This is a genomic window from Brevibacillus sp. B_LB10_24 (genome assembly GCF_046036945.1).
Lineage (GTDB): Bacteria > Bacillota > Bacilli > Brevibacillales > Brevibacillaceae > Brevibacillus_C.
This window is the reverse complement of the sequence record NZ_JBJQOQ010000001.1, coordinates 503,954-525,381: the sequence shown is the minus strand read 5'-3', so window position 1 is coordinate 525,381 and position 21,428 is coordinate 503,954. Positions and strand designations below refer to the sequence as shown.

The 21,428-nt window shown below is 54.4% G+C and carries 21 protein-coding genes; 6 read left to right on the top strand and 15 right to left on the bottom strand.

Going from position 1 to position 21,428, the window contains the following annotated elements; genetic code table 11:
* Nucleotides 1-51: 51 nt before the first annotated feature.
* Together ACI7RC_RS02680 and ACI7RC_RS02675 are read right to left on the bottom strand one after the other, a co-directional pair.
* Nucleotides 52-312, bottom strand: coding sequence for a hypothetical protein (locus ACI7RC_RS02680; RefSeq protein ID WP_408106655.1), 261 nt, complete (start codon nt 310-312; stop codon nt 52-54).
* A 376-nt stretch (nt 313-688) separates the two neighbouring features.
* Entirely contained in the window at nt 689-3,082 is a 2,394-nt protein-coding gene (locus ACI7RC_RS02675; protein WP_408106654.1) for an AAA family ATPase, read from the bottom strand.
* Nucleotides 3,083-3,214: 132 nt separating this feature from the next.
* Between ACI7RC_RS02675 and ACI7RC_RS02670 the strand changes: the two genes are divergently transcribed.
* Nucleotides 3,215-3,418 (top strand): hypothetical protein, encoded by a 204-nt coding sequence (locus ACI7RC_RS02670; protein ID WP_408106653.1) that lies wholly within the window; start codon nt 3,215-3,217, stop codon nt 3,416-3,418.
* A 65-nt stretch (nt 3,419-3,483) separates the two neighbouring features.
* Here the strand turns inward: ACI7RC_RS02670 and ACI7RC_RS02665 are convergent, their stop codons facing one another.
* The 4 genes from ACI7RC_RS02665 to ACI7RC_RS02650 all read right to left on the bottom strand — a co-directional run bounded on the left by ACI7RC_RS02665 (nt 3,484) and on the right by ACI7RC_RS02650 (nt 9,198).
* Nucleotides 3,484-3,813: a hypothetical protein gene (locus ACI7RC_RS02665; protein ID WP_408106652.1), complete on the bottom strand. Its 330-nt coding sequence runs from the start codon at nt 3,811-3,813 to the stop codon at nt 3,484-3,486.
* Nucleotides 3,814-3,819: 6 nt separating this feature from the next.
* Nucleotides 3,820-6,381 carry a DNA topoisomerase IV subunit A gene (gene parC, locus ACI7RC_RS02660; protein ID WP_408106651.1) on the bottom strand — a complete coding sequence of 854 codons (2,562 nt, stop codon included), beginning with the start codon at nt 6,379-6,381 and terminating at the stop codon, nt 3,820-3,822.
* A 2-nt stretch (nt 6,382-6,383) separates the two neighbouring features.
* On the bottom strand, nt 6,384-8,339 hold the full coding sequence (locus tag ACI7RC_RS02655; RefSeq protein WP_408106650.1) for a DNA gyrase/topoisomerase IV subunit B: 1,956 nt from the start codon (nt 8,337-8,339) through the stop codon (nt 6,384-6,386).
* A gap of 124 nt (nt 8,340-8,463) precedes the next feature.
* Nucleotides 8,464-9,198: a YebC/PmpR family DNA-binding transcriptional regulator gene (locus ACI7RC_RS02650; protein WP_408106649.1), complete on the bottom strand. Its 735-nt coding sequence runs from the start codon at nt 9,196-9,198 to the stop codon at nt 8,464-8,466.
* Nucleotides 9,199-9,344: 146 nt separating this feature from the next.
* Here ACI7RC_RS02650 and ACI7RC_RS02645 point away from each other — a divergent pair, with 146 nt between their 5' ends.
* Nucleotides 9,345-9,719 (top strand): YflT domain-containing protein, encoded by a 375-nt coding sequence (locus ACI7RC_RS02645; protein WP_019119279.1) that lies wholly within the window; start codon nt 9,345-9,347, stop codon nt 9,717-9,719.
* Nucleotides 9,720-9,805: 86 nt separating this feature from the next.
* Here ACI7RC_RS02645 and ACI7RC_RS02640 read toward each other — a convergent pair whose 3' ends face one another.
* A complete protein-coding gene (locus tag ACI7RC_RS02640; protein ID WP_408106648.1) occupies nt 9,806-10,120 on the bottom strand; it encodes a hypothetical protein in 315 nt (104 codons plus the stop codon).
* An 18-nt stretch (nt 10,121-10,138) separates the two neighbouring features.
* Complete coding sequence (locus ACI7RC_RS02635) at nt 10,139-10,687, bottom strand: NAD(P)H-dependent oxidoreductase (RefSeq protein ID WP_408106647.1); 549 nt, start codon at nt 10,685-10,687, stop codon at nt 10,139-10,141.
* 138 nt (nt 10,688-10,825) lie between these two features.
* Between ACI7RC_RS02635 and ACI7RC_RS02630 the strand changes: the two genes are divergently transcribed.
* Together ACI7RC_RS02630 and ACI7RC_RS02625 are read left to right on the top strand one after the other, a co-directional pair.
* A complete protein-coding gene (locus ACI7RC_RS02630; protein ID WP_408106646.1) occupies nt 10,826-11,464 on the top strand; it encodes an HlyD family secretion protein in 639 nt (212 codons plus the stop codon).
* A 13-nt stretch (nt 11,465-11,477) separates the two neighbouring features.
* Nucleotides 11,478-12,998, top strand: coding sequence for a DHA2 family efflux MFS transporter permease subunit (locus ACI7RC_RS02625; RefSeq protein WP_408106645.1), 1,521 nt, complete (start codon nt 11,478-11,480; stop codon nt 12,996-12,998).
* A gap of 55 nt (nt 12,999-13,053) precedes the next feature.
* Here the strand turns inward: ACI7RC_RS02625 and ACI7RC_RS02620 are convergent, their stop codons facing one another.
* The 7 genes from ACI7RC_RS02620 to ACI7RC_RS02590 form a co-directional block, all read right to left on the bottom strand.
* Nucleotides 13,054-13,380 carry a DUF1292 domain-containing protein gene (locus ACI7RC_RS02620; RefSeq protein WP_408106644.1) on the bottom strand — a complete coding sequence of 109 codons (327 nt, stop codon included), beginning with the start codon at nt 13,378-13,380 and terminating at the stop codon, nt 13,054-13,056.
* Nucleotides 13,381-13,513: 133 nt separating this feature from the next.
* Entirely contained in the window at nt 13,514-14,380 is an 867-nt protein-coding gene (locus tag ACI7RC_RS02615) for an ABC transporter permease (protein WP_408106643.1), read from the bottom strand.
* Entirely contained in the window at nt 14,380-15,306 is a 927-nt protein-coding gene (locus ACI7RC_RS02610; protein WP_408106642.1) for an ABC transporter ATP-binding protein, read from the bottom strand. The genes ACI7RC_RS02615 and ACI7RC_RS02610 overlap by 1 nt, the downstream gene beginning before the upstream one ends.
* Nucleotide 15,307: 1 nt before the next feature.
* Nucleotides 15,308-17,551 carry a hypothetical protein gene (locus ACI7RC_RS02605; RefSeq protein WP_408106641.1) on the bottom strand — a complete coding sequence of 748 codons (2,244 nt, stop codon included), beginning with the start codon at nt 17,549-17,551 and terminating at the stop codon, nt 15,308-15,310.
* Between the two features lie 32 nt (nt 17,552-17,583).
* Nucleotides 17,584-18,639 (bottom strand): TolB-like translocation protein, encoded by a 1,056-nt coding sequence (locus ACI7RC_RS02600; RefSeq protein WP_408106640.1) that lies wholly within the window; start codon nt 18,637-18,639, stop codon nt 17,584-17,586.
* Entirely contained in the window at nt 18,626-19,201 is a 576-nt protein-coding gene (locus ACI7RC_RS02595; protein WP_408106726.1) for an RNA polymerase sigma factor, read from the bottom strand. Before ACI7RC_RS02595 ends, ACI7RC_RS02600 begins: the two co-directional genes overlap by 14 nt.
* 123 nt (nt 19,202-19,324) lie before the next feature.
* On the bottom strand, nt 19,325-20,482 hold the full coding sequence (locus ACI7RC_RS02590; RefSeq protein ID WP_408106639.1) for a trans-sulfuration enzyme family protein: 1,158 nt from the start codon (nt 20,480-20,482) through the stop codon (nt 19,325-19,327).
* Between the two features lie 136 nt (nt 20,483-20,618).
* Here ACI7RC_RS02590 and ACI7RC_RS02585 point away from each other — a divergent pair, with 136 nt between their 5' ends.
* Entirely contained in the window at nt 20,619-20,924 is a 306-nt protein-coding gene (locus ACI7RC_RS02585) for a DUF1811 family protein (protein ID WP_408106638.1), read from the top strand.
* 11 nt (nt 20,925-20,935) lie between these two features.
* Entirely contained in the window at nt 20,936-21,388 is a 453-nt protein-coding gene (locus ACI7RC_RS02580) for a DUF441 domain-containing protein (protein WP_408106637.1), read from the top strand.
* The last annotated feature ends 40 nt before the right edge of the window (nt 21,389-21,428 follow it).

Sequence of the window (21,428 nt, the reverse complement as noted above, 5' to 3'; positions counted from 1 at the left end):
CGAGATGGAGCGGATCCTTTTCAATCGGTGCTGTGCTTATTTCGATGACATTTACTTTTTGATTTGGCGTTTAATCGAATCGAGATCGGTCTTACTCATACCGCGTTTGGATAATTTATCCATAATGCTTTTTGTGTTCTCAGTTTTGGACATTTGCCGGAATTGCGCGGCGAGTTTCTTCACTTGATCGTCGGACAAATTTTTGCCGACCCGCTTGCCGATATCGCGTATGACATCCCGTAATCCGGTTTCCGATTTCAGCTTCTCTTTTGGAATCGATTTGGCGTAGTTGATCCACTTGCTGTAGTCCACATTGTCTCCTCCTGTCTGTATTGGCTTCTCCCCTTTACGATATGCCGGTCCGAACGGAATGGCTTGGTCGCATGACATATGTCAGTCAACCAATTTTACGGCAAAAAAACAGGATGCACCGTTGGGTACATCCTGAGAAGACCTTGCCTTTCCTAATTTTCAAACTCGGCTACAATTACAAGGAGAATGAACAGCACCAAGATGACTGGAGTAAAGAAACAGCCCCCACCAGACATGGATATCCCTCCCTTCATTGGTTCCGGTCTTATTGTATGGCGTTTTGCCGCTGCCCGCATGTACAGATGCATATATAAAGCAGCCCTATTCTGTTTTTTCCGCACAAAAAATGCCTGGATCATCCAGGCATCCTTGCTCTTTATTCCAGTACTGGGGCGAAGTCTTCCCAGACCAACTGGCTGAGGGCATCCGGGGTCAGTTCGTCTGCATCGATGAGACCCAGCCGGACTGCCTGCTGCTGCAGCGCCGCTTCGCTAAGATTGCGGATCAGTCGGCCATTGCCGTGCAGCCTGCCCTGCCGCTCCATGTCAATCAGGCGATCCAGCAGCCGGTCAGCCGCCGCCTGCTCCAACCGATAGCCTTGCGCCTGCAGCAGTCCAAGCATCATCTGCTGCAGTTCTGCGGGAGTATAATCCGGAAAGGCAAAGAATTTGGCAAACCGGGAAGCCAAACCGGGGTTGCTGGCAATCAACCGCTCCATCTCCTGCTGGTACCCGGCCAATACGACAACCAGGTTGTCTTCATGCTTCGTCATCTCTTCTACCAGCGTATTGATCGCTTCCTGCCCGAAGTCGTTTTCGCTCCCTGTCAGCAGCGCGTAAGCTTCGTCGATAAACAGCACGCCGCCCAGCGCTTCCCGGACTTTTCGCCGTGTCTTTAACGCGGTTTGCCCGACGAAGCCCGCCACCAGATCGGAACGGCTGACCGAAACGAGATGTCCCCGCTTCAGATGCCCGGTCTCTTTTAACAACTGGGCGTACAATTGTGCAACAGTGGTTTTTCCGGTTCCAGGATTGCCGGTAAAAACGGCATTCAAGTGAAGCGGGACTACAGGCAGCCCTTTTTGGTGGCGCATTTGTTGAATGCGCAGATACGCAGCCAGCTTTTCCATTTCGGCCTTAACTTCCCCCAGTCCGACCAGCTCTTGCAGCTGCTCGCGGGCAGTGGCGTACTTTCTTGGCTTTTCGCTGGGTCGCCGCCCTTCCGTTTCGCTCCGGGGATCGACGTCCTCCGGGTACAGCACAGTAAAATCGTTCACCTGCAGCTCTTTGTCTGCATCCATTCCCCTTCCTTTGGAGAAGATGGCGTCGAGCACGATATTCCGGGCCGTACGGGCGTTGCCGAACGTCTCGTCGACCCTCTCCCGCTCCAGCCTTTGAAGCATCGCCCGCTTGGCCGCTTCGGAAAAAAAGAAATCGTTGCGGGATGCTATGTGTTCGGCGATCGCCAGCAATTCCTCATCATTGTAGTCTGGCAAAACAAAGTGGCCCGTTTCCGGAAAACGGCTGCGGAGCCCGGGATTGGCCTCGAGAAAGTGGCGCATTTCTTCCGGGTAACCGGCGAGGATGACAACGAACTTGCCCGCGTATTCACCGCTGGTCATCGCTGCCACCAGGGTGTCGATCGCCACCTGGCCGTAATCTCCGCCGTGGCTGTCCGGGCGTTTTAGGCTGTATGCTTCATCGATGAACAGCACCCCGCCGACCGCCCGCTTTACGGCGTCCATCGTCCGCTGCTCCGTCTGGCCAAGGTATGAGCCAACCAGGTGGGAGCGATCCACTTCCACCACTTCATCCCGGCCGAGCAGCCCCAACTCATGGTAGAGGCGGGCAAGCAGCCGGGCCAGCGTGGTTTTGCCCGTTCCCGGATTGCCCATCAGCACAGCGTGCAGTTCCGGTTCATCCTGCATCATCCAGCCTTTTTCCCGGCGCAGGCGCTGGTAGCGGAGGTACCCGGCCCATTGTTTTACCCGTGCTTTGATTTCTGTCATCCCGATCAGTTCGTCCAGCTCGGCCAGTGCGGAACGCACCTTTGGCGCCGCCGCCGGCTCTTCCGCATCCAACTGGCTGCCCAGCGTCTCGGTCCACTGCCCCTGCAGCCCGGACAGTTTTTGGATCGCACTCTGCACGTTTTTCAGCAATTCCGAGGAGTAAAACACGCCCTGCAAGGATTCGGCGTAGGCGATCGCATGGACAACGAGATCCTGCATCGCCCCCTTCAGCTCTGCCAGCAGCGGAGCAAGCCGGCCCAAAATCTCTTCGACAGCTTTGTCTTCGGCAACTGAGACAGCTGCCTGGGCGCGGTGCAGGAGCTCATCCCATTGGGTGAACCCCTGTAAATGTTCACTGATTTTTTCCAGCAAAGTTCGAATATGTTGTTTCCTCGTGGCGGCATTGTCCGTCTCACGAATGGCAGGCAGTCCGCTGACGACATCCAACCGAGCCAAACTGGCGATTGCAAGCCGGGCCGCCAGCAGCGCGGCCTGCTTCAGCCGGGGATCTAGCTCCATCGCCTTGTCGATCCATTCCATCGCCTGCTGCAACCCGTCTGCCTTTTGCCAGCGCGATTGCGCCAGGCACGTGAGCAAAAACGCTTCCGCCCGGTCCAATTTCGCTTTCTCTGTCTCCCCGTGCTTTCTTTCCATGGCTACCTGGCTCAGCAGCCCGATCGCGTCCCGCTCCGACACCTGCTCCGGTGATATCTCGCCGTCCAAGATAGCGGCGATCCTGTCTGTCTCCTCTGTCATATGCATGTTTATCCGTTCCTCTCCAAGCATCGTTCCACCTTGTTGTACCATGTTTCAGCCGAGAAGAAAAGGGGGCCGGCCATGCAAACTCTGGTAGATTCAACTGAAATGGGCAAACTATGCTAGGAGGTGAACCGCATGGAAAGAAACATGAAGGTCAACGGGCGGGAATTAAACTTCGCCACGACGTACGACGGCGATTCGCAGTACGATGTACAGGTTCGCAGCGGGGAAAAAATCGTTACCCGATTTAAAATCGCCGCCGAGCGGGAACAGGACGTATTTAAAGCAGCATTGGCACACGTAGAGTCCGACATCCAGATGGGGAATGTGGACATCTAAGCAAGCATAGAGGATGCGGCAATGTAAAAACCTCCCTGCTTTTTTTGGCAGAGAGGTTTTTAGCTTTATACAGCCGAAAAAGCGGCCAACTGTGTCGGCTGGGAGAGTATTTCGCCGGACGGCAGAAGGATCGTTACCACGCCTTCGCCCTTTTCCGCATCCGTCCAGTCAAAATCAAAGGTAAACGGCTGCTTGGCGTGGCGATCCGCTTCGTCCAGCCGGACCAGCATGTCTTGCAGCGAACCGGCCAGGAGCGGGACGGCGATCCGTCCGCCCTCCTGATCAGGCAGGGACAGGTACTTTGGCGTCTCTTCAAAGTAGAGCACCGTATCCAGCAGCAGCGCCGCCTGCTGCCAGGACAGCTCTGCGGTAAAGCGCTCAAACGGTTTTTCCATATGCGATCAGTCCTTCGGCTCAGATGGGTTGTCAAATAGACTTACCTGTTCGGCGGGCGGATCGTCATGAGGGGACACGGGAGCCGATTTGCCGGATGGCGGCATACTTCCCGGCTCTTTCATCTCTTCGGCCGGAACTGTCGCTTCATAGGCGATCTCTTTCGCTCCGCCTTCGACGACGACCCTGCCGATCCCCCCCTGCTCGTTGATCGGCACGTGTGACGAATCTACTTCTGTCCAAACTCCGCTTTCGGGTAAAGCGTACAGCTTGTCCATTGCCTCCTCTTCGAGTTGGGCAGTGACGACGACGTGCGGATGGGTCTTTCGTTTGCGGATGACGACAAGCCCTTTGCCCGCCCGCGCCTGGACCGGGAATCCGCTAACCCAGGTGCGCTTCACTACGCCTTCCGAAGTCAACACACGAACGCTCCGCGGGTCGTCTTCTTCTGCCGCAAGCACGGTGACCACCTCGTCGCCTTTGCCCAGGTTGATCGCCTTGACACCGCTGGATGCGCGGCCGGTAGGAGCCACCTCGCTCTGCAGAAAACGAATCGCCATTCCCTCCCGCGTAAAGGCGAAGAAGGTGCCGGACTCGCCGACAAGCATTACATTGATGTACTCGTCATCATCGCTTTTCAACTTGGCGGCTACAATCGCATTGGAGCGATTCGTCTCGTAATCGGTGAGTGCGCTCTTCTTGATCAGCCCCTGACGGCTGACGTGACAGACGTACAGCGGCTGCGAGAAGCTGTCGACGATGTGCATCGCCACGACGCGCTGATGTTTTTCCAGCGGGATGACGTTGACGAGTGCGGTCCCGATGTCCTTCCATTTTGCATCGGGAATATCGTTGACCAACATCGCAAAGTACTTTCCGTCCTGGGTAAAGAAGAGTGCGGTATGCGACGTGTTCGCCTCAATGAATCTGCGAACGCGGTCTCCTTCTTTGACCCCGCAAGATTCGATTGTCCCGCCCATCGACTTGAAGGAACGGGGGCTCGTCCGCTTGATGTAACCGTCGTTGGTCAAGGTGACGATGCAGTCCTCGGCATTGATCTGCATGGCGATGTCGACCTTCACTTCTTCAATTTCTCCCTTTATCTCCGTCCGCCGCGGTTCGCTGTACTGCTTCTTGATCTCCAGCAGCTCGTGCTGAATCACGCTGATCAGTTTTTTCTCGCTGCCGAGAATCGACTCCAGCTCGACGATCTCCTTGGCCAGTGCCGCCAGTTCTTTTTCCAGCTTGATGATGTCGATGCGGGTCAAAGAAGCCAGTTGGATGCTTAATATCGCGTCCGCCTGGACGTCGGTGAAACCGTACTGCTCCATGATGTTTTTCTTGGCGTCGGCACGATCCTCCGAAGCCATGATCGTATCGACGATTTCCCGCAATATCGACTTGGCTCGGATCAATCCCTGCACGACGTGTTCACGATTCCGCTTCCGCTCCAGATCGTACTGGGAACGGCGGGTCACGACTTCTTTTTGATGACTGATATAGGCGTCGAGCAGCTGCTTTAACCCCATTTGCCGAATCGTGCCTTCGTGAATCGCGTTCATGTTGTAGTTGTAGAAAATTTGCAAATCGGTGTTTTTATACAGGTAGTTGAGGATCGCCTCCGGGTCGGCCTCTTTCCTGATGTCGATGACGATCCGCACTTGGCGCAGCTCTGCTTCCTTGCGCCCGGTCTCATCGCGGACAGCCAGCGCTCCCTCGATCTTGCGCTCCAGCACCAGGTCGTCGATCTGGGCGACCAGCTTTGATTTGACGACATCGTAGGGGATTTCGCTGATGACGATCCGCTTGCCTTTGCTGCCCTTCGCCTCTTCCACGTGACAGCGGCCGCGGATGACGAACTGTCCTCGCCCGGTCTCAAACGCCTTGCGAATCCCGGAGAGCCCCTGAACAATTCCGCCTGTGGAGAAGTCCGGTCCCTTGATGTGCTCCATCAGTTCGTCAAGGGTGATGCCGGGCTTCTTCATCTGGGCGATCGTCGCATCGATCACTTCCCCCAGGTTATGGGTAGGAATGTCAGTGGCAAACCCGACGGCAATCCCGGCCGCTCCGTTGACCAGCAGGTTGGGAAAACGGGCAGGCAGCACCGCCGGCTGAACGGTCGTGTTGTCGTAGTTGGGGATAAACGACACCGTGTCTTTTTCGATATCGCGCAGCATCTGTTCGGCCAGGGCGGACAGCCGCGCCTCCGTATAACGCATCGCTGCCGGCGGGTCGGCGTCCAGACTCCCGAAGTTGCCCTGTCCGTCGATCAAGGTCTGCCGCATCTTCCACCACTGAGCCATCCGGACCATGGTCTCATAAATCGCCGAGTCTCCATGGGGATGGTAGGTTCCCATCACGGCCCCGACCGTCTTGGCCGATTTGCGGTACGATTTGTCATGCGTGTTGCCATCCTCGTACATCGAGTACAAAATGCGCCGCTGCACCGGCTTTAGGCCATCGCGCGCATCAGGAATCGCCCGCGACAGGATGACCAGATTGGCGTAGTCGCCGAACCGCTTTCCCATCAGCTCGGCAAAGCTCCGCTCGATCACTCTCGTCGATAACATGCCTATTCATCCTCCCCCACTTCGAATGTGACGTGGCTTTCAATCCACTCGCGGCGGGGAGGCACCTTGTCTCCCATCAGTACGGTAACCAGTTTTTCCGAATGGGCCAAGTCTTCCAGCCTGACCTGGATCAGCTTGCGGGTTTCCGGGTTCATCGTCGTCTCCCACAGCTGATCCGGGTTCATTTCCCCAAGACCCTTGTAGCGTTGGATCTCTGACCCCCGGCCAAGCCTTTTGAGCGCCTGCTCCAGCTCGCTGTCGTCCCAGCAATAGACGGATTCCGGCTTTTTTCCGCCCTTTTTTACCAGATAGAGCGGCGGCTGGGCGATGTACAGCTTGCCAGCCGAGATTAACGGCTGGGTGTAGCGGAAGAAAAAGGTCAACAGCAGAGCCTGGATGTGAGATCCGTCCACATCGGCGTCGGACATGATGATGATCTTGTCGAACGCGCAGTTCTCGAATGAAAATTCGTCGCCGATATCCGTCTCCAGCACTTCCAGGATCGTCCGGAATTCCTCGTTGGCCAGGATGTCCGACAGCTTCGCCTTCTCGGTATTGAGCGGTTTACCCTTCAACCCGAAGATGGCCTGAAACTCGGAGTTGCGCGCCTGCTTGGCGGAACCGCCGGCCGAATCCCCCTCGACGAGGAACAATTCGTTTCGCTTCGGGTCTTTGTACTGCGGCGGAGCGAACTTTTCCGAGATCGACTTCCGCTTTTTGGCCCCTTTTCCTTTTTTATCGCCGCGCAGCGCTTCCCTTTGCTTGCGCAGCTCTTCGCGGATTTCTGCGGAGCGAATCGCTTTTTCGACGAGCAGCTTGCCAATCTCCGGGTTTTCTTCCAGGAAGAAGCCCAGCTTTTCGGAGACGATCTGCTCGACGATCGTACGCGCCTCCTCATTCCCCAGCTTATCCTTGGTTTGCGATTCGAATTGGACGTCGGCCATCTGCAGCGAGAGTACGCCGAGGAACCCTTCGCGCAGATCGTTGCCGGTCAGGTTGGCGTCCTTTTCTTTGAGAAACCCCTTGCGCCGGGCAAACTCGTTGAAGATGCGGGTCGTCCCGTTGCGAAAGCCGGTCACATGGGTGCCGCCGTCGTTCGTCGGGACAGAGTTGACGTACGAGACGAGCGTCTCCGCATAGCCGTCGTTGTACTGAAACGCCAGCTCGACGTAGATATTCTCTTTTTCGCCGTCAAAATAGACAATCGGATGAAGCGTCTGCTTGCCCTCGTTCAAGTAGGCCACGTAAGACTTCAGACCGTCCTCGTAATAAAATTCCTCCCGCTTTTCTTCTGTGCCGCGCTTGTCGATCAGCACAAGCCTAAGGCCCTTCAGCAGGAAGGCGGTCTCCCGAAAGCGGTCGCGGATCAGCTCGTAATCGAACCGGGTGGTGGTAAACACTTTCTCATCCGGCAGAAACGTTACGGTCGTACCGGTTCGCTTCGTCTTGCCGACGACTTCAAGCTTCGTCACCGGCATGCCGACGTGCTCGCTGCCGTCCTCGTCCACCACATATTCAAACCGCTGCTTATGTATGAGTCCTTCCCGATGGATTTCCACTTCCAGCCATTTGGACAAGGCGACGACGACACTGGAGCCAACCCCGTGCAGGCCGCCGCTCTTTTTATATCCGCCGCCGCCGAATTTGCCGCCGGCGTGCAGGGTGGTAAAGATTACTTCCGGCACCGGCCGACCCGACTTGTGCAGGCCGGTGGGAATGCCCCGCCCGTGGTCTTCTACACTGACACTGCCATCCTTGAACAATGTGACAATGATTTTATCGTTAAAACCGGCCAGCGTCTCGTCTTTAGCATTATCGACGATCTCCCAAAGCAAATGGTGCAAGCCGCGGCTGCCGGTTGATCCGATGTACATGCCAGGCCGTCTGCGAACGGCGATCAGCCCTTCGAGTACCTGAATATCGTCTTCTGTATAGGTTAATTGCTGCACTTCCGTCATCATTTCTCCCCTCTGTACGCGTGGTGTTGAATAATGGCGAACACTTAATCGCTATTTTATACCATTTTTTCAAAAGAAAAAACAGCCCTGCGAAAAAAGCAGCCATCCTGCCTGGGCAAGATGGCTATATGGTCTCCTCATCATCGATCTCAAAGTTGGCGTAAACGTTTTGGACATCATCGTTTTCCTCGAAGGCTTCCATCATCTTCAGCATTTTTTCCGCGCTTTCGCCTGAGATCTTCACCGTGTTTTGCGGCACCCACTGTACCTGGGCATTGACAAATGTATACCCTTCCGCTTCCAGTCCGGATTTGACCTGGTCCAGTTCATGCGGGTGGGTGATCACCTCAAATGTGTCGGAAGAAATCTCGACGTCCTCCGCCCCTGCTTCCAACGCCTGCATGAGCATCGTATCCTCGTCGACGTCAAACTCTTCCCGATCGATGACGATGACGCCCTTGTGATCGAACATAAAGCTGACCGAGCCCGTCTCGCCGAGATTGCCTCCGCGCTTGTTGAAGATCGCGCGGACATCCGCAGCCGTCCTGTTTCTATTGTCCGTCAAGCATTCGACGATCACGGCGACGCCGTCGGGTCCGTATCCTTCATAGCGGATTTCATCGTAGTTGTCCGCATTTCCCGTGTCGGTCGCTTTTTTGATCGCCCGCTCGATATTGTCCATCGGCATATTGATCGCCCGTGCATTGGCAATAATTGCCTTTAATTTCAAGTTTGCATTGGGATCAGGGCCGCCATTTTTTGCTTCCACGTAAATCTGTCTGGCAAATTTGACGTACTGGTTGTTCCGCTTTTGGTCAGCGGCGCCTTTTCTGTTGGCAAACAGCTTGAACTTTGGCATGGTAAAAACTCTCCTCACATGACAGGAATACATGTTATAGTGTAGCATTTCATTTCATGAATCGTCAAAAAAAAATCGTGTATTCCCGTTGGCTCCGGGCAAACTAACAACCAGAAACCCACGTTTTCACAGAAAGGGCGATGTACATGATCAGTGCAACAAAGCCGTTTGTCAAGCTTCATCGCTACGATCAGGAACTCGTTTCCGACATTCAGGCGCTCAACTCCTCCGGCTACAAACGGGATGACATTTACGTCCTCAAGTGGAACCCGGACAAAAACCACTCCAACCAGCGGGACAATTACTACAAGTACAGCAAACACTTCGAAGACGCGGTGGGCGATTTTGACAGCAAAGCACAGTTTTTTGACAACGGCGGCAAAGAACTGCGAAGCAAGCTGGAACACCTGGGCCTCACCAAAGACGAAGCATCCGCGCTTGTCCGGGAACTGGAGGAAACGGACTACACTTGTATCCTCGCTGTCAGGGATCTGAAAGACAACATCATTAAAATGGGCTAGCATCCCCGTCGACGACAACTCTACTTTGGTAGGGTTGTTTTTGTAAACAGGAAAGCCGGAAGGGACTTAGACCTTCCGGCTTTGCCTTACTCCTCTCGCTTCATCTTTCGCAGGGCCTTCCGGTAATCCTCATCCGAAATGTGGCGGGTCGGTTTTTTCTTGGAACCGGTTTGAAATTGCCGCAACGCCTGCCGATAGGTGTCATCCTCCATTTTTAACGGATCGCGCTTCCTTTTTTGCGTCGTCTGCTCGGGGCCGGGAGCCTCTCTGTGCTGCGGTTCGCTGACCTCCTGTGGCGCTTCTTCGGCATTTTTTCGCCGCTTTCCCGCTGCCCGGACGTTGAACACGATCAAAAACACGATGATGACCAGAGCGACGATGCCAAATACGATCATTGTCATGTAGACGCCTCCCTTGCTTTATGTTTGGGCGTCGGTGAATCTTTTGGTCGTTTGGGCCACCCGGCGTCCAAGTGCCCGGCCCAGAGCAAGATCCGAACCGGAGGGCAGGTTGGGCGGATCGTCCGGCGAGGTTTCTACCGGACAGGTGATCCCGACTCCGTAATAGCTGCCGTACAGGGCGTTTTCAGGCAGGTTGGCCGGCAAGCCGACAATAATCATCCCCTGATGCAGCATCGGTGTAATCAGGTTGAGCATCGTCGCCTCGATTCCGCCATGCTCGGTTGCCGTCGTGCAGAAAACGGCGCCGATTTTGTCGACCAGCTTCCCTTCCGCCCATAAATATCCTAATTTGTCGATCCAGGTTTTCAGTCCGGCGCTGATGGTTCCAAAGTGGCCGGGACACCCCCAGATGATCGCATCCATCGCTGCGAGATCGCGAACGTTGGCGTTGTCTACATGATGCATGTACACTTCCGCCCCCTCCACTTCGCGGGCTCCCTCTGCAATCGCTTCTGCCAGGGCCTCGGTATGGCCGCCTTCGCTATCGTACACCACGTATATTTTCATCTTTTAACCTCCGGAGATATACTCTGCCTTGTTGTTCATACTGTTCCGTTCATTCCTTGAGTTTATTCGACACTCTGTTGGGATAGGGGCGTCCATCCCCGGGGAAGATACTAAAAACAAGCAGAAGGAGGGGAAAATATGAATAGTTCTCGCATCGTTCTGGTCAATGTGATCGTCATTCTCCTTCTCGTTGTCGGCGGAGGAGCAGCCATTTACTACTACACGCAATCGGCCAACTACGTTTCAACCAATAATGCTCGAATCGACGGACAGCCTATCTCCATCGCGGCTCCCTCACCGGGGCAGCTGGTTGAATGGCATGGCGAGATCGGCAGGGCATTTGCCGCCAATGAGCGGATCGGCGTCGTCCACACTCCGGGAGGTGACGTGAACATCCACTTTCCCTTAGCTGGAACCATTGTCCAGCAGTCGGCAGTCATCAATACGTTTGTCGGAGCGGGAACACCGCTTGCCCGTGCCTACGATCTGAATAATCTCTGGGTTACGGCCAACATCGAAGAAACGAAGATCAACGATATCAAATACGGTCAGATGGTCGATGTCTACGTAGACGCATTCCCCGGGACAGCTCTCACGGGAAAAGTCTCCAAGCTCGGCTTGGCTACAGCAGGCACTTTTTCGCTTTTGCCCACTGGCAACACGACGGCTAACTATACGAAAGTCACCCAGGTGATTCCCGTTACAATTGCCTTGGAGGGGTACAGGGGACTATCTCTGGTGCCCGGCATGAGCGTCACCGTGAGAATTCACAAATAGGAGTACAAAGAGAATGGAAAACACAAATATCGGGCGCGTCATCGTTGTCCTGGTGCTTGGGATGTTCATTGCCATCCTCAATCAGACGTTGGTCAATGTCGCGATCCCGCACATGATGACTGATTTGAACGTCACGACGACCACTGTTCAGTGGCTGTCTACCGGTTTCATGCTGGTAAATGCCGTGTTGATTCCGATCAGTGCGTTTTTAATTGAAACTTTTGGAACCCGAAGCTTATTTTTGGCCGCCATGCTGTTTTTTACCTTGGGTTCTGCTGTCTGCGGCATCTCCAGCACTTTTTCCCTGGTGTTGACGGGGAGGCTGATACAGGCGGCAGGCGCAGGTATTCTTATGCCCCTGGTGACAAATGTTTTCCTCAGAGTCTTTCCCCGCGAACAGATGGGAAAAGCGATGGGGATGATGGGGATTGCGATGATGTTTGCCCCTGCGATCGGGCCTACCTTATCTGGTTATATCGTGCAAAGCTACTCCTGGCGAATCTTGTTCTACATGATGGTGCCCTTAGGGATCCTCGAAATCCTGCTGGCGCTAAAATGGCTGACCAACATATCCAAACCGTCGTATCCGAAGTTTGATACAATGGGTGCCATTTTTTCCACGATCGGTTTCGGAGCATTGCTGTTCGGACTGAGCGAAGCCGGCAACAAAGGCTGGACGAGCGGAACGGTCCTGGGTTCGCTGGGAATCGGGATATTTTTTCTGATCCTCTTCGTCTGGCGGGAACTTTCGGCCGAGGATCCGATGCTGGATCTGCGGGTGTTCAAATACGATATCTTTACTCTAACGACGATCGTCAGCATCATCGTCAACATGGCGATGTTCGGTGCGATGCTGCTGCTGCCGATCTACATTCAAAATATCCGCGGATTTACCCCGTTGGAGTCCGGCCTGTTGCTGCTGCCGGGTGCGATCGTGATGGGCATCATGTCGCCGATATCGGGAGCCCTGTTTGACCGGTTCGGGATTCGGCCGCTGGCGATCATCGGCCTGTTGATCACTACGTTTACCACCTACGAGTTTAGCAAGTTGACATCAGAATCCTCCTATACCCATATCTTGTGGCTGTACTGCGTACGGAGCTTCGGCATGTCTTTTATCATGATGACGATCATGACTGCAGGCTTGAACCAATTGCCGCGAGCCCTCAGCAGCCATGGAACGGCGATGGCCAATACGCTAAAGCAGATCGCCAGCTCTATGGGCACGGCTCTCCTGGTGACGATCATGTCGACGCGAACCACAAACCATCTGGCTGATTATTCAAATGCGATTACGTCAACCAACACCTATATCGCTGATTCGATCAACCAGCTCGGGCAGGGACTGGCAGCTTCAGCCGGACTTGACCCGGCGTCGGGACAGGGCATCGCCATTTCCTTGATCAACGGCATGGCAGCCCAGCAATCCTCGATCGACGGGATCAACGATGCGTTTATCGTCGCAACGCTGATCACCGTCGCCGGTTTGATCGTCTCTTTCTTCTTAAGAAAAACGACTCCCACGGGCTCTTGAGGCGGATAGAACGGAAAAAGCGGCGATTTTGCATCGCCGCTTTTTCGTGAACCGCTTATTTATGGTCGTGATCGTGGTCGTGTTCTGTAAGTTCAATGTCGTCGAGGATTTCATTCAGCTTGGCGTATGCGGCATCCTCTTCATCTTCTTCCAGCGGAACCAGCTCTTCTCCATCCAGGCCCAGGACGAAAATGTCGATCTCTTCGTCCATATCCTCACTGGCCTCTTCGTCTTCAGATGCAGGTGTGAGCGCTACATACTGCTTTTTGCCCATCTCATAAATCGCCACGATTTCGAACTCGCCGATCTCTTCGCCGTTCTCGTCATCGAGCGTAATCACGTCGCCAACTTCAAGCGGGTTGTTCTCCATTTCCTTGCTCATGTCTTCACTTCCTCATATACTTGGTAGAAACTTCTATCCTATCTTACTTCTTTTCCGGTCAAGAAGCAAAAACACCTGCCTAAGCAGGTGAAAAAAATTCAAGAACGACTGCCGCAGGAGGCGCCGGGACCCGTCATGGCCGGCGGCGCCCCAGCCTGAGCGGGCGCCGGACCGGCTGCAGCATGTAGCAGCTGCACGCGATCAGGATACCGCTCAAGACCGTGTAGACGATCGCATAGTACACCCACGGCGTAATAAAAAATTGAATGGCAGGTTCAATCGGACGGCCCAGGATATCAAACATGGTGATGACCGGATTGAGTCCGGCAAACAGCTGAACTGCAGGCAGGTTCCAGACATATTCAGTTGTGTATTCCGGCCGATTTGCCTCCTGAAGCAGGGAAATGAGAAAAAACAGGATAACGCCTGTACCTGCCACAAAGAAAAACGACAGACCGTAGGAAAGGATCGTGCTCACCCCTGTCCGTTTCGTCCAGGTGGAGCAGAACAGCCCCAGTGAACCAAAAAACAGAATGGTTATGGCAAAAAATAGCACCAACACACATAACTGGGCAGGCGATACTCCTCCATACAGAAAGACAAAGCTGTACAGGGGCAGTGACGCCACGATCAGCAGGAAGATAAAGGCAAGCGAAGTAAGCAGCTTGCTGACGATAATCCTCGCTGGTGAAAGCTGTGTCGCCAAGAGAATGTTCAGGGTCTGCCGCTCCCGTTCGCCGCTGATCGCTCCTGCCGACAGGGCGGGGGCGATGAAGCAGATCATGCCGAATTGAATGACGGCCATCAATAGAAACACCTTGCGATTTTCCCCCGGCATCAAGATGCTGTAGGGCTCGTTAATCTGCGTCACGTAAATAAAGCCGAGCAGAATCGCCCCCATGACAAACAGATAGAGGGCCAGAATCCAGACGGTCTTCTTGCTGCGAAAGCGTTCCCTCATCTCCTTGACGATCAGAGGATTGGTAAAAAACTCGATCATCAGCTCCCCACCCCTTCCGTAATGGCGAGGAATACATCCTCCAGGTTTTCCCGCGATTCGCCAAAATGCACCACAGGTACGCCCGCTTCAATCAGCATCTGCAGAAGCTTCGCCTTGTCCGCTTCTGTCCCGGTGAAGTGAAAGCGAAAATGGCTGTTTTTATTGTCCAGCCGCTTTACGTATGGAAAATCGACCAACAGCTTTTCGGCAACCTCCTGCTTTTCCAGGGCCTTCAGCTGCATGACCGAGATTCCGCGCGTACCGATGCTTACCTCGTCGACCGCTCCGCAAGCGATCAACCTGCCCTTCTCGATAACACCAATCTTGTCGCACAGCTCCGAGAGTTCCGGCAAAATATGGGAACTGATCAGGATGGTCTTGCCCATCCGCCTGAGCTCTTTGAGAATCTCCCGCATCTCGATTCGCGCCCGCGGGTCTAATCCCGATGCCGGTTCATCCAGGATGAGCACATCTGGACTGTGCACGAGGCAGCGAGCCAGGCCCAACCGCTGCTTCATCCCGCGGGACAGGGAATCGACATAGGCGTCCGCTTTGTTGGACAAATTGACCAGCTCCAAGAGATCGGCGATCAGGGACGGCCGCTTGCTTGCCGGTATGTGATAGGCGCTCGCGTAAAACTCCAGATACTCGGTCGCTTTTAAATTGTCATACACGCCAAAGAAATCCGGCATATACCCTACCGCCTGCCGAACAGCTTTTGGTTCGGCTGCCACATCGTATCCGCAGATCGACGCCTTTCCCGACGTGGGTGCCAGAAGCGTGGAGAGGATCAGCATCGTCGTAGTCTTGCCCGCCCCGTTGGGTCCGATAAAGCCAAACACTTCCCCCTGTTCAATCGACAGGTTCAGATCGGTCAATGCCTCCAGCTTTCCGTATCGCTTGGTTAACCCTTCTGTTCGAATCATCCTATCTCTCCTCCCCTTCTGCTTGGAAGAACGGAAGCGGCATCGAGAGCCGTTGGTCGGTTGGATTGTTAAAGCGTATCTGGATCGTTCCGTCGGGACCCAGGTATTGAGGGAGGTTCTCCTCCAGTATGACGCGCTGGCTGCGCTCCAGCGGCTGCCACATCCCCCGCTTCACGTCAAAAATCGCTTTCTCAAAGGGGCGGTACGGACTGAGATCAAGCGGAATCTCTACCCGTTTCACTTGCAGGTCCGCCTTGCCAACTGACAACTCATAAGTAATCGTTCCCTTCGGCGCGATGTTCCTCGGGTCGCTGTACCTGTCAAGATTGATCGTGCTGACCGGCAGCGTACCATACGGGTAGACGGTCCGTCCGTCTGGTCCCGGCATCAGCGTGATCGGCTGGGCAATGACATTCCAGTAGTGCTCGGCAAGCTGCTTGTTCTGAATGTGAAAGACCGGCAGCGCTTGATCGCTGAACCCCATCAAGTGAACGGGTGCACCGGGAAAATAGGCGCCGATATTCTGTTTCGTCAGTTCTACTCTCTCTTCCCTTGTCATCTTGAGCAGTTCGGAGGGATCGACATCACCTACCCCCGGAATGACGTACTGCTCGATTTTTTCGTCCACCTGCTTCGTTTCACCCTGTTTCAAAGGACCGAGTGAAATGCGCTGCATCCCCAGCTGAACATACGTCTGCTGCAGATCAAACGAGGTGTGGTTAGTGACGGTTCCGTGCAGTCTGAGATCGCTGACGGAAAGCTCCGCGCTAAAGTGTCCCAGATCTTGGCGAACACCGATGCCATAGGCTTGTGTCGTTGACAAATAGGGTACGTTGCCATATGTGATCCGCGTCCCGTCTTCCTCTTTTGCCAGCAAGTTTTTCAAGTCGGACTTGACCGGATAAGGCACCGCCAGAAAATCCGGTTCAGCCTTCACCGCATAATTCCCCCCTGAAATCGTCAAGAACGAAGCGGCTGAATTAACTTCTGCCATGTGGTCGTCGACGATCCTGATACTATTTACTGTAAAACTGGCGTCTTCCTTGGCTACCTGCGGGCGGCCAATCGCGTAGATGCCAATTGTCAGCAGAACCGCAAAAGCGGGTATAATGCCCCAGGCCCAGTCGCGGCGATCGAAGCGTTTGAGCAGAAAGTACAAGCCGGGTGCAACGAGGAGCAGGTAGATGATCCAAATGAGAATAATCCACTGTACGGAAGGAATCGACACCTCAGGGATCAATCTGCTGACATTCAGCAAGGGCATGTTGACGCCGTTGTAGTGGACGTCTTTTTCCAAGACACTGTCGGCGGCCTTATACTTCTGCAGAGTGTTTTTCCATAGCTGTCTGTTATACTGCCAGGAAGCAAACGGCTCGGCATTGATATCGTAGTTGACAAACAGGAACAAGCCTGAGCCTACCTGCTTATGGCTAATCAACGGAAAATCGCGATTGTAGACCGGAATCGAGTCGACCGGCAAAGAATTCTCTCCCGACAATTTTCGCAGTTGGTCAAGATCAGTCGCCATTCCGCTCCTTCCAGGCGGAATGTCCAACAGCTCGCGAAACGGCTGGACCCACTCGTCCTGGTTCGTTCCGGCAGAGACGATCAGGACACCGCCGCGGGTTACCCACTTCTTGATCGCGGCGAGCTGCCGGTCGGTGATCGCTCCGGCCGGTATACTTCCAAGCGCCAGCAAATCGATGTTATTCAAGATCCACGCCTCGTCGGGCAAGGCCTTCGGTGCGATGTTTTTTACGGTCAAGCGATCAAACGGGTATTCGCGTTCATTTCCTCTGACCGCCGATAAAAAGTGAAAAGCGTTCTGGTTGTCGTCGACCACGGCGGCGATCCGGTCAGTTTGAGCCGGCAGCGGCGGCAAGCTTCTGCTGGCCGCCACCTTGTCCCCGCGAACTAGCGTAACCACCTCTGCCTGATCGCTGAGTTCATCTACAGGCAGGTCAAAGGTAACTTGCTTCGTCTCGCCTTGCCCGAGTGTGACCTCCTGGCGGACGATGCCGCTGCGCCACTTGTTGCCTGCCGACCTGGGACCTATCCCGATCAATCCGGTAAAAGCGTCCCCCTGATTCGTGATCGTCACCTTGATTCGTGACCATTGGTTGTATTTCATCAATCCTTCAAGCGGAACATCGACAGTCAGTTCGATACTATTGTCGGCTGCTGCAGCCGGATTTGCCGATAAGCTGGCAAACAGAGCGGCAAACACGATCAGCCATTTCCACATCCGGCTTCCCCTCTTTTCTAACAGTGTAGACCTTAATCGCTGCGGACGACGGCGAAGACCAGACCCTGATTGGTCTGCTTGGCCACCAGCAGGTGCTTTCCATCCCTGGCCCATTCGGCACTTGTCAATGACACCCCTTTGTACAAGGGAACAGAGAGCGTGTCGAAGGTCCCTGTCTGCGCGTTCAAGCGGGCCTGCATCAGACGTCCTTCTGTGGAGAGGTACGTAAACCGATCCGGGCTTTGCCAGGAAGGCTTCGTACCGATCGCCGCCTTTGCCGCTGCGCCGCGAGTCAGATCGATGACCTGGATCTCTCCGTCTTGTACATAGGCAATCCGCTTGCCATCCGGGGACCAATCTGGCTGGCTTCCTTCTGCGAGCTTGTTCTCCCGGTAACTGGCCAGGTTGTTGATCCAAACCTCGACTTTATCGCCTTTTACCTTGGTATAGGCGATCTGCCGGCCATCGGGCGACCAGCTTACGTCCGCTACCTGTGCGCCTGTTTCTTCCCACAAGAGCTGGGTACTCGCTTGCCCCCCGTTGTCGTTAAATTGCATCATCCACAAGCGGGAAGCACCTTCTGTCTGCTCCAGGACGGCGATGCGCTGACTGCTGTTGGACCAGACGACAGACTCGTACCTGCCGGAGGTAGCAGGCAAGGTAAACAAATCCTTGTCCTCCGGCCGGTCGACGGGATAGGCATGCAGTTTGGCGTTGTCCGTCAGATAGGCGATCCTGTCTCCCCTCGGTGAGATGGATACCTGCTTCGCGGATTCTTCCGTCGGAATGGCAAGGACGGTTTGTTCGTGCAGCCGCAGGCCGTCCTTCGGCAAAAATACCAGCAAGGCTGCGATCGAAAGGGCCATGACTCCGCCGCCCAGCCACCAGAAACGGCGGCGGGATCGCTTGACAGGCAGCGCTCCCAGCTGAGCTTTTTGCATTTGCTGCATCTGTTCAAGCAGCCGCTGTTTTAGCTCTGCTTTTAATTTGTAATTTACGGGGACCGCCTGGCGGACATGTCCGAGGTGGGTCAGCAATTGGGCTATTTCGTGGCGTTTGTCTATCCAATTGTGCTCATTTTCCCTCATCTCGGTCACCCTCCTTGTACAACTTCTGCAGCTGCTGCAGACCGCGGTATGCAATCATCTTCACGCTTGACTCCGTTTTGCCGAGAACATCTGCCACCTGAGAAATCTTCAATTCAGCAAAGTAGCGCAGCGACAACACATCACGCTGATCTTGGGTCAGGCGGTCCAGGCGCTCCATCAGCGTGGCCAGCGTTTCTTTTGACAAAGCCTGCTGTTCCGGCTGCCAGGTGTCATCCGACTCGTCGTTCATCAGAAACTTGTCTTCTGTCGGTACCTCCCGATTTTTTCTTATGTAATCGATAAAGGTGTTGTGGGCAATCCGAAAGATCCAAGCGGCGAACGGACGTGTACGGCTGTATTGATCGAATTTTTCCAGCGCTTTTAAAAATACGGCTGTCGTCAGATCGTCCGCGTCCCAGGAATTGTAAACCCGAACGCGCAGATAACGGTTGACCCGATCGAAATACTCATCGTACAGCTCCGTAAAATCCCGCGTTTCAAAATAACCTGTTTGATCTTCGGGTGGTGAGGCGTTATGTTTCTCTTCCCGTTCCAATGGCATCCCCATCACTCTTCCTCCAAGCCTTGTTCTCTACCCTGATTGACGAGGCCTGTGCGGATATGGTCACAAACTGCGGCAAAAAAATAAAGCGGCCTCAGGCAGCCGCTTGTAAAAATGCTGTCTTCAACAGGACAGGGCCTGCTCCAAATCTTCCATGATATCTTCGGCAGCCTCGATCCCTACCGAGAGCCGAACCAACCCCATTGTAATGCCTGTGGCCTGCCGCTGTTCCTCTGTAAAAGCGCGGTGTGAAGTCGTCACCGGATGGGATACCGTCGTCTCTACACCGGCCAGGGAGGGAGCGAATTCGATCCAGCGAAGCGAGCGGTAAAACGAGTAGATCTTGCTTTCATCGGCGAGGCGAAACGAAATCATCGCCCCCTGCTGATTGCGGTGGAAAAACGCCGTTGCGTCTTCCTTCGGGTAGTATACCGCTTCAACGGCCGGATGCTGGGCGAGGAAGCCGGCCACTCGAGCTGCATTGGCGCATTGGCGTTCCATTCTGACTGCCAGCGTTTTGAGCCCGCGGGCTGTCAGCCAGGCTTCGAACGGACTGAGTGAGGCGCCATAGTTCACCACGATCTCTTGCGCCCGTCCGATCAGATCGGCGCGTCCAACCAGAACTCCCGCCGTTACATCGCTGTGTCCTCCCATGTACTTGGTCGCGCTGTGGACGACCAGATCGGCCCCATAGCGGATCGGCTGCACCAGATACGGGGTGGCAAACGTGTTGTCCACCATGGTGATCAGTCCGTGCTGCCCGGCTTGTTTCAGCCAAAATGGCAAGTCAACCACCGTGAGCAATGGATTGGTAATCGTTTCAAAATACATCATTTTCGTATTTTCTTTGACGTAAGGAGCCAGTGATTCCGCCCGATTCAAGTCGATTACGTCAAATTGAATCTGCAGCCGGGAAAGCTCTTTTTGCAGCAGTGCGTAGGTCCCTCCGTATATTTCGTGAGAGACCAGCAAATGATCCCCCGGGGACAGCACTGCTAACAGGCCGGCCATAATCGCCCCCATGCCCGAAGCGGCACTGACGCCCTTCTCCGCCTGCTCCAGACGTGCGACGGCATCCGCGAGCTGCGCCTGATTCGGGTTGCCGTTGCGTGTGTACAGGTAACCGCGTTCGCCCCGATAGTACTGTTCCACTTCCTCCAATCCCGGAAAAGAAAAGACGGAGGTTTGATAGATGGGCGTCGTTTTGCTTACATCTTTTATTTCATGGGAGCCTTTCAAGTGAACTGTTTGGGTTTCAAAGCGTTCGGTCAACGCGACCATCTCCTCGTGTATTTGTCTCTTTCACATTTTAATGTAGCGTTACCGATCGGACAATACCAACATTCTCATTAGACCTTGTATAAACAGGCTTCATATTTTTGCTATAATGAAACATGTTGGAAAGGGAGTGATGAGCTTGCAGCTCTACAGTCAAATGACATTAGCCGAACTGCAAATCGAAATGGAACGGCTCCGAAGAGAAGCAGAGGAAAGGCAGAATGCGGGAGATACCGCCAGTTTTGCCGTACTCCAGCAAAAATTTTTCATGGCGAAATCCTACTTCCTCGGAACCAAGGAATTCTTCATCGGCCAGACGTACCAGGTATACGGACACGAGCAGCCATTCACCATCGATTATTTTAATGGTGTATTTGCCTGGGGGCGGTTTGCCGGCTCGGAAGAACAGACAGGTTTTCCTGTTGGCATGCTCGAGAGAAGGTGAACGTGAGGCAGATGGATTTTACAAACCTGATCTTGCTGCTGCTGCTTGCCATTGGCATTATAGGAAATAATTCTTCCATTTCTATCTCCATTGCCGTGCTGCTGTTGATCAGACTGCTTCAATTTGACAGGGCATTTCCGCTTCTGGAACAGTACGGGCTGCAGGTCGGAATCATTATTTTGACGATCGGCGTGCTTTCCCCGATTGCAAGCGGAAAAATCAGTCCGGACCAGCTGTGGCGAACCTTCACCAATTGGCACTCGCTGGTAGCAGTCGCGGTGGGGATCCTGGTAGCCTACCTGGGCGGTCGCGGCGCCGATTACATGACGCAAAGTCCGCTTGCGGTAACGGGGCTCCTGGTCGGGACGATCATCGGCGTGGCTGTTTTCCGCGGCGTCCCTGTCGGTCCGTTGATCGCTGCGGGCATTACGGCCTTTCTTTTGCAATTTTTTCCCAAGTCCTAAAACAAGAAAAACGTTGTCCCTTAAACGGATGGACAACGTT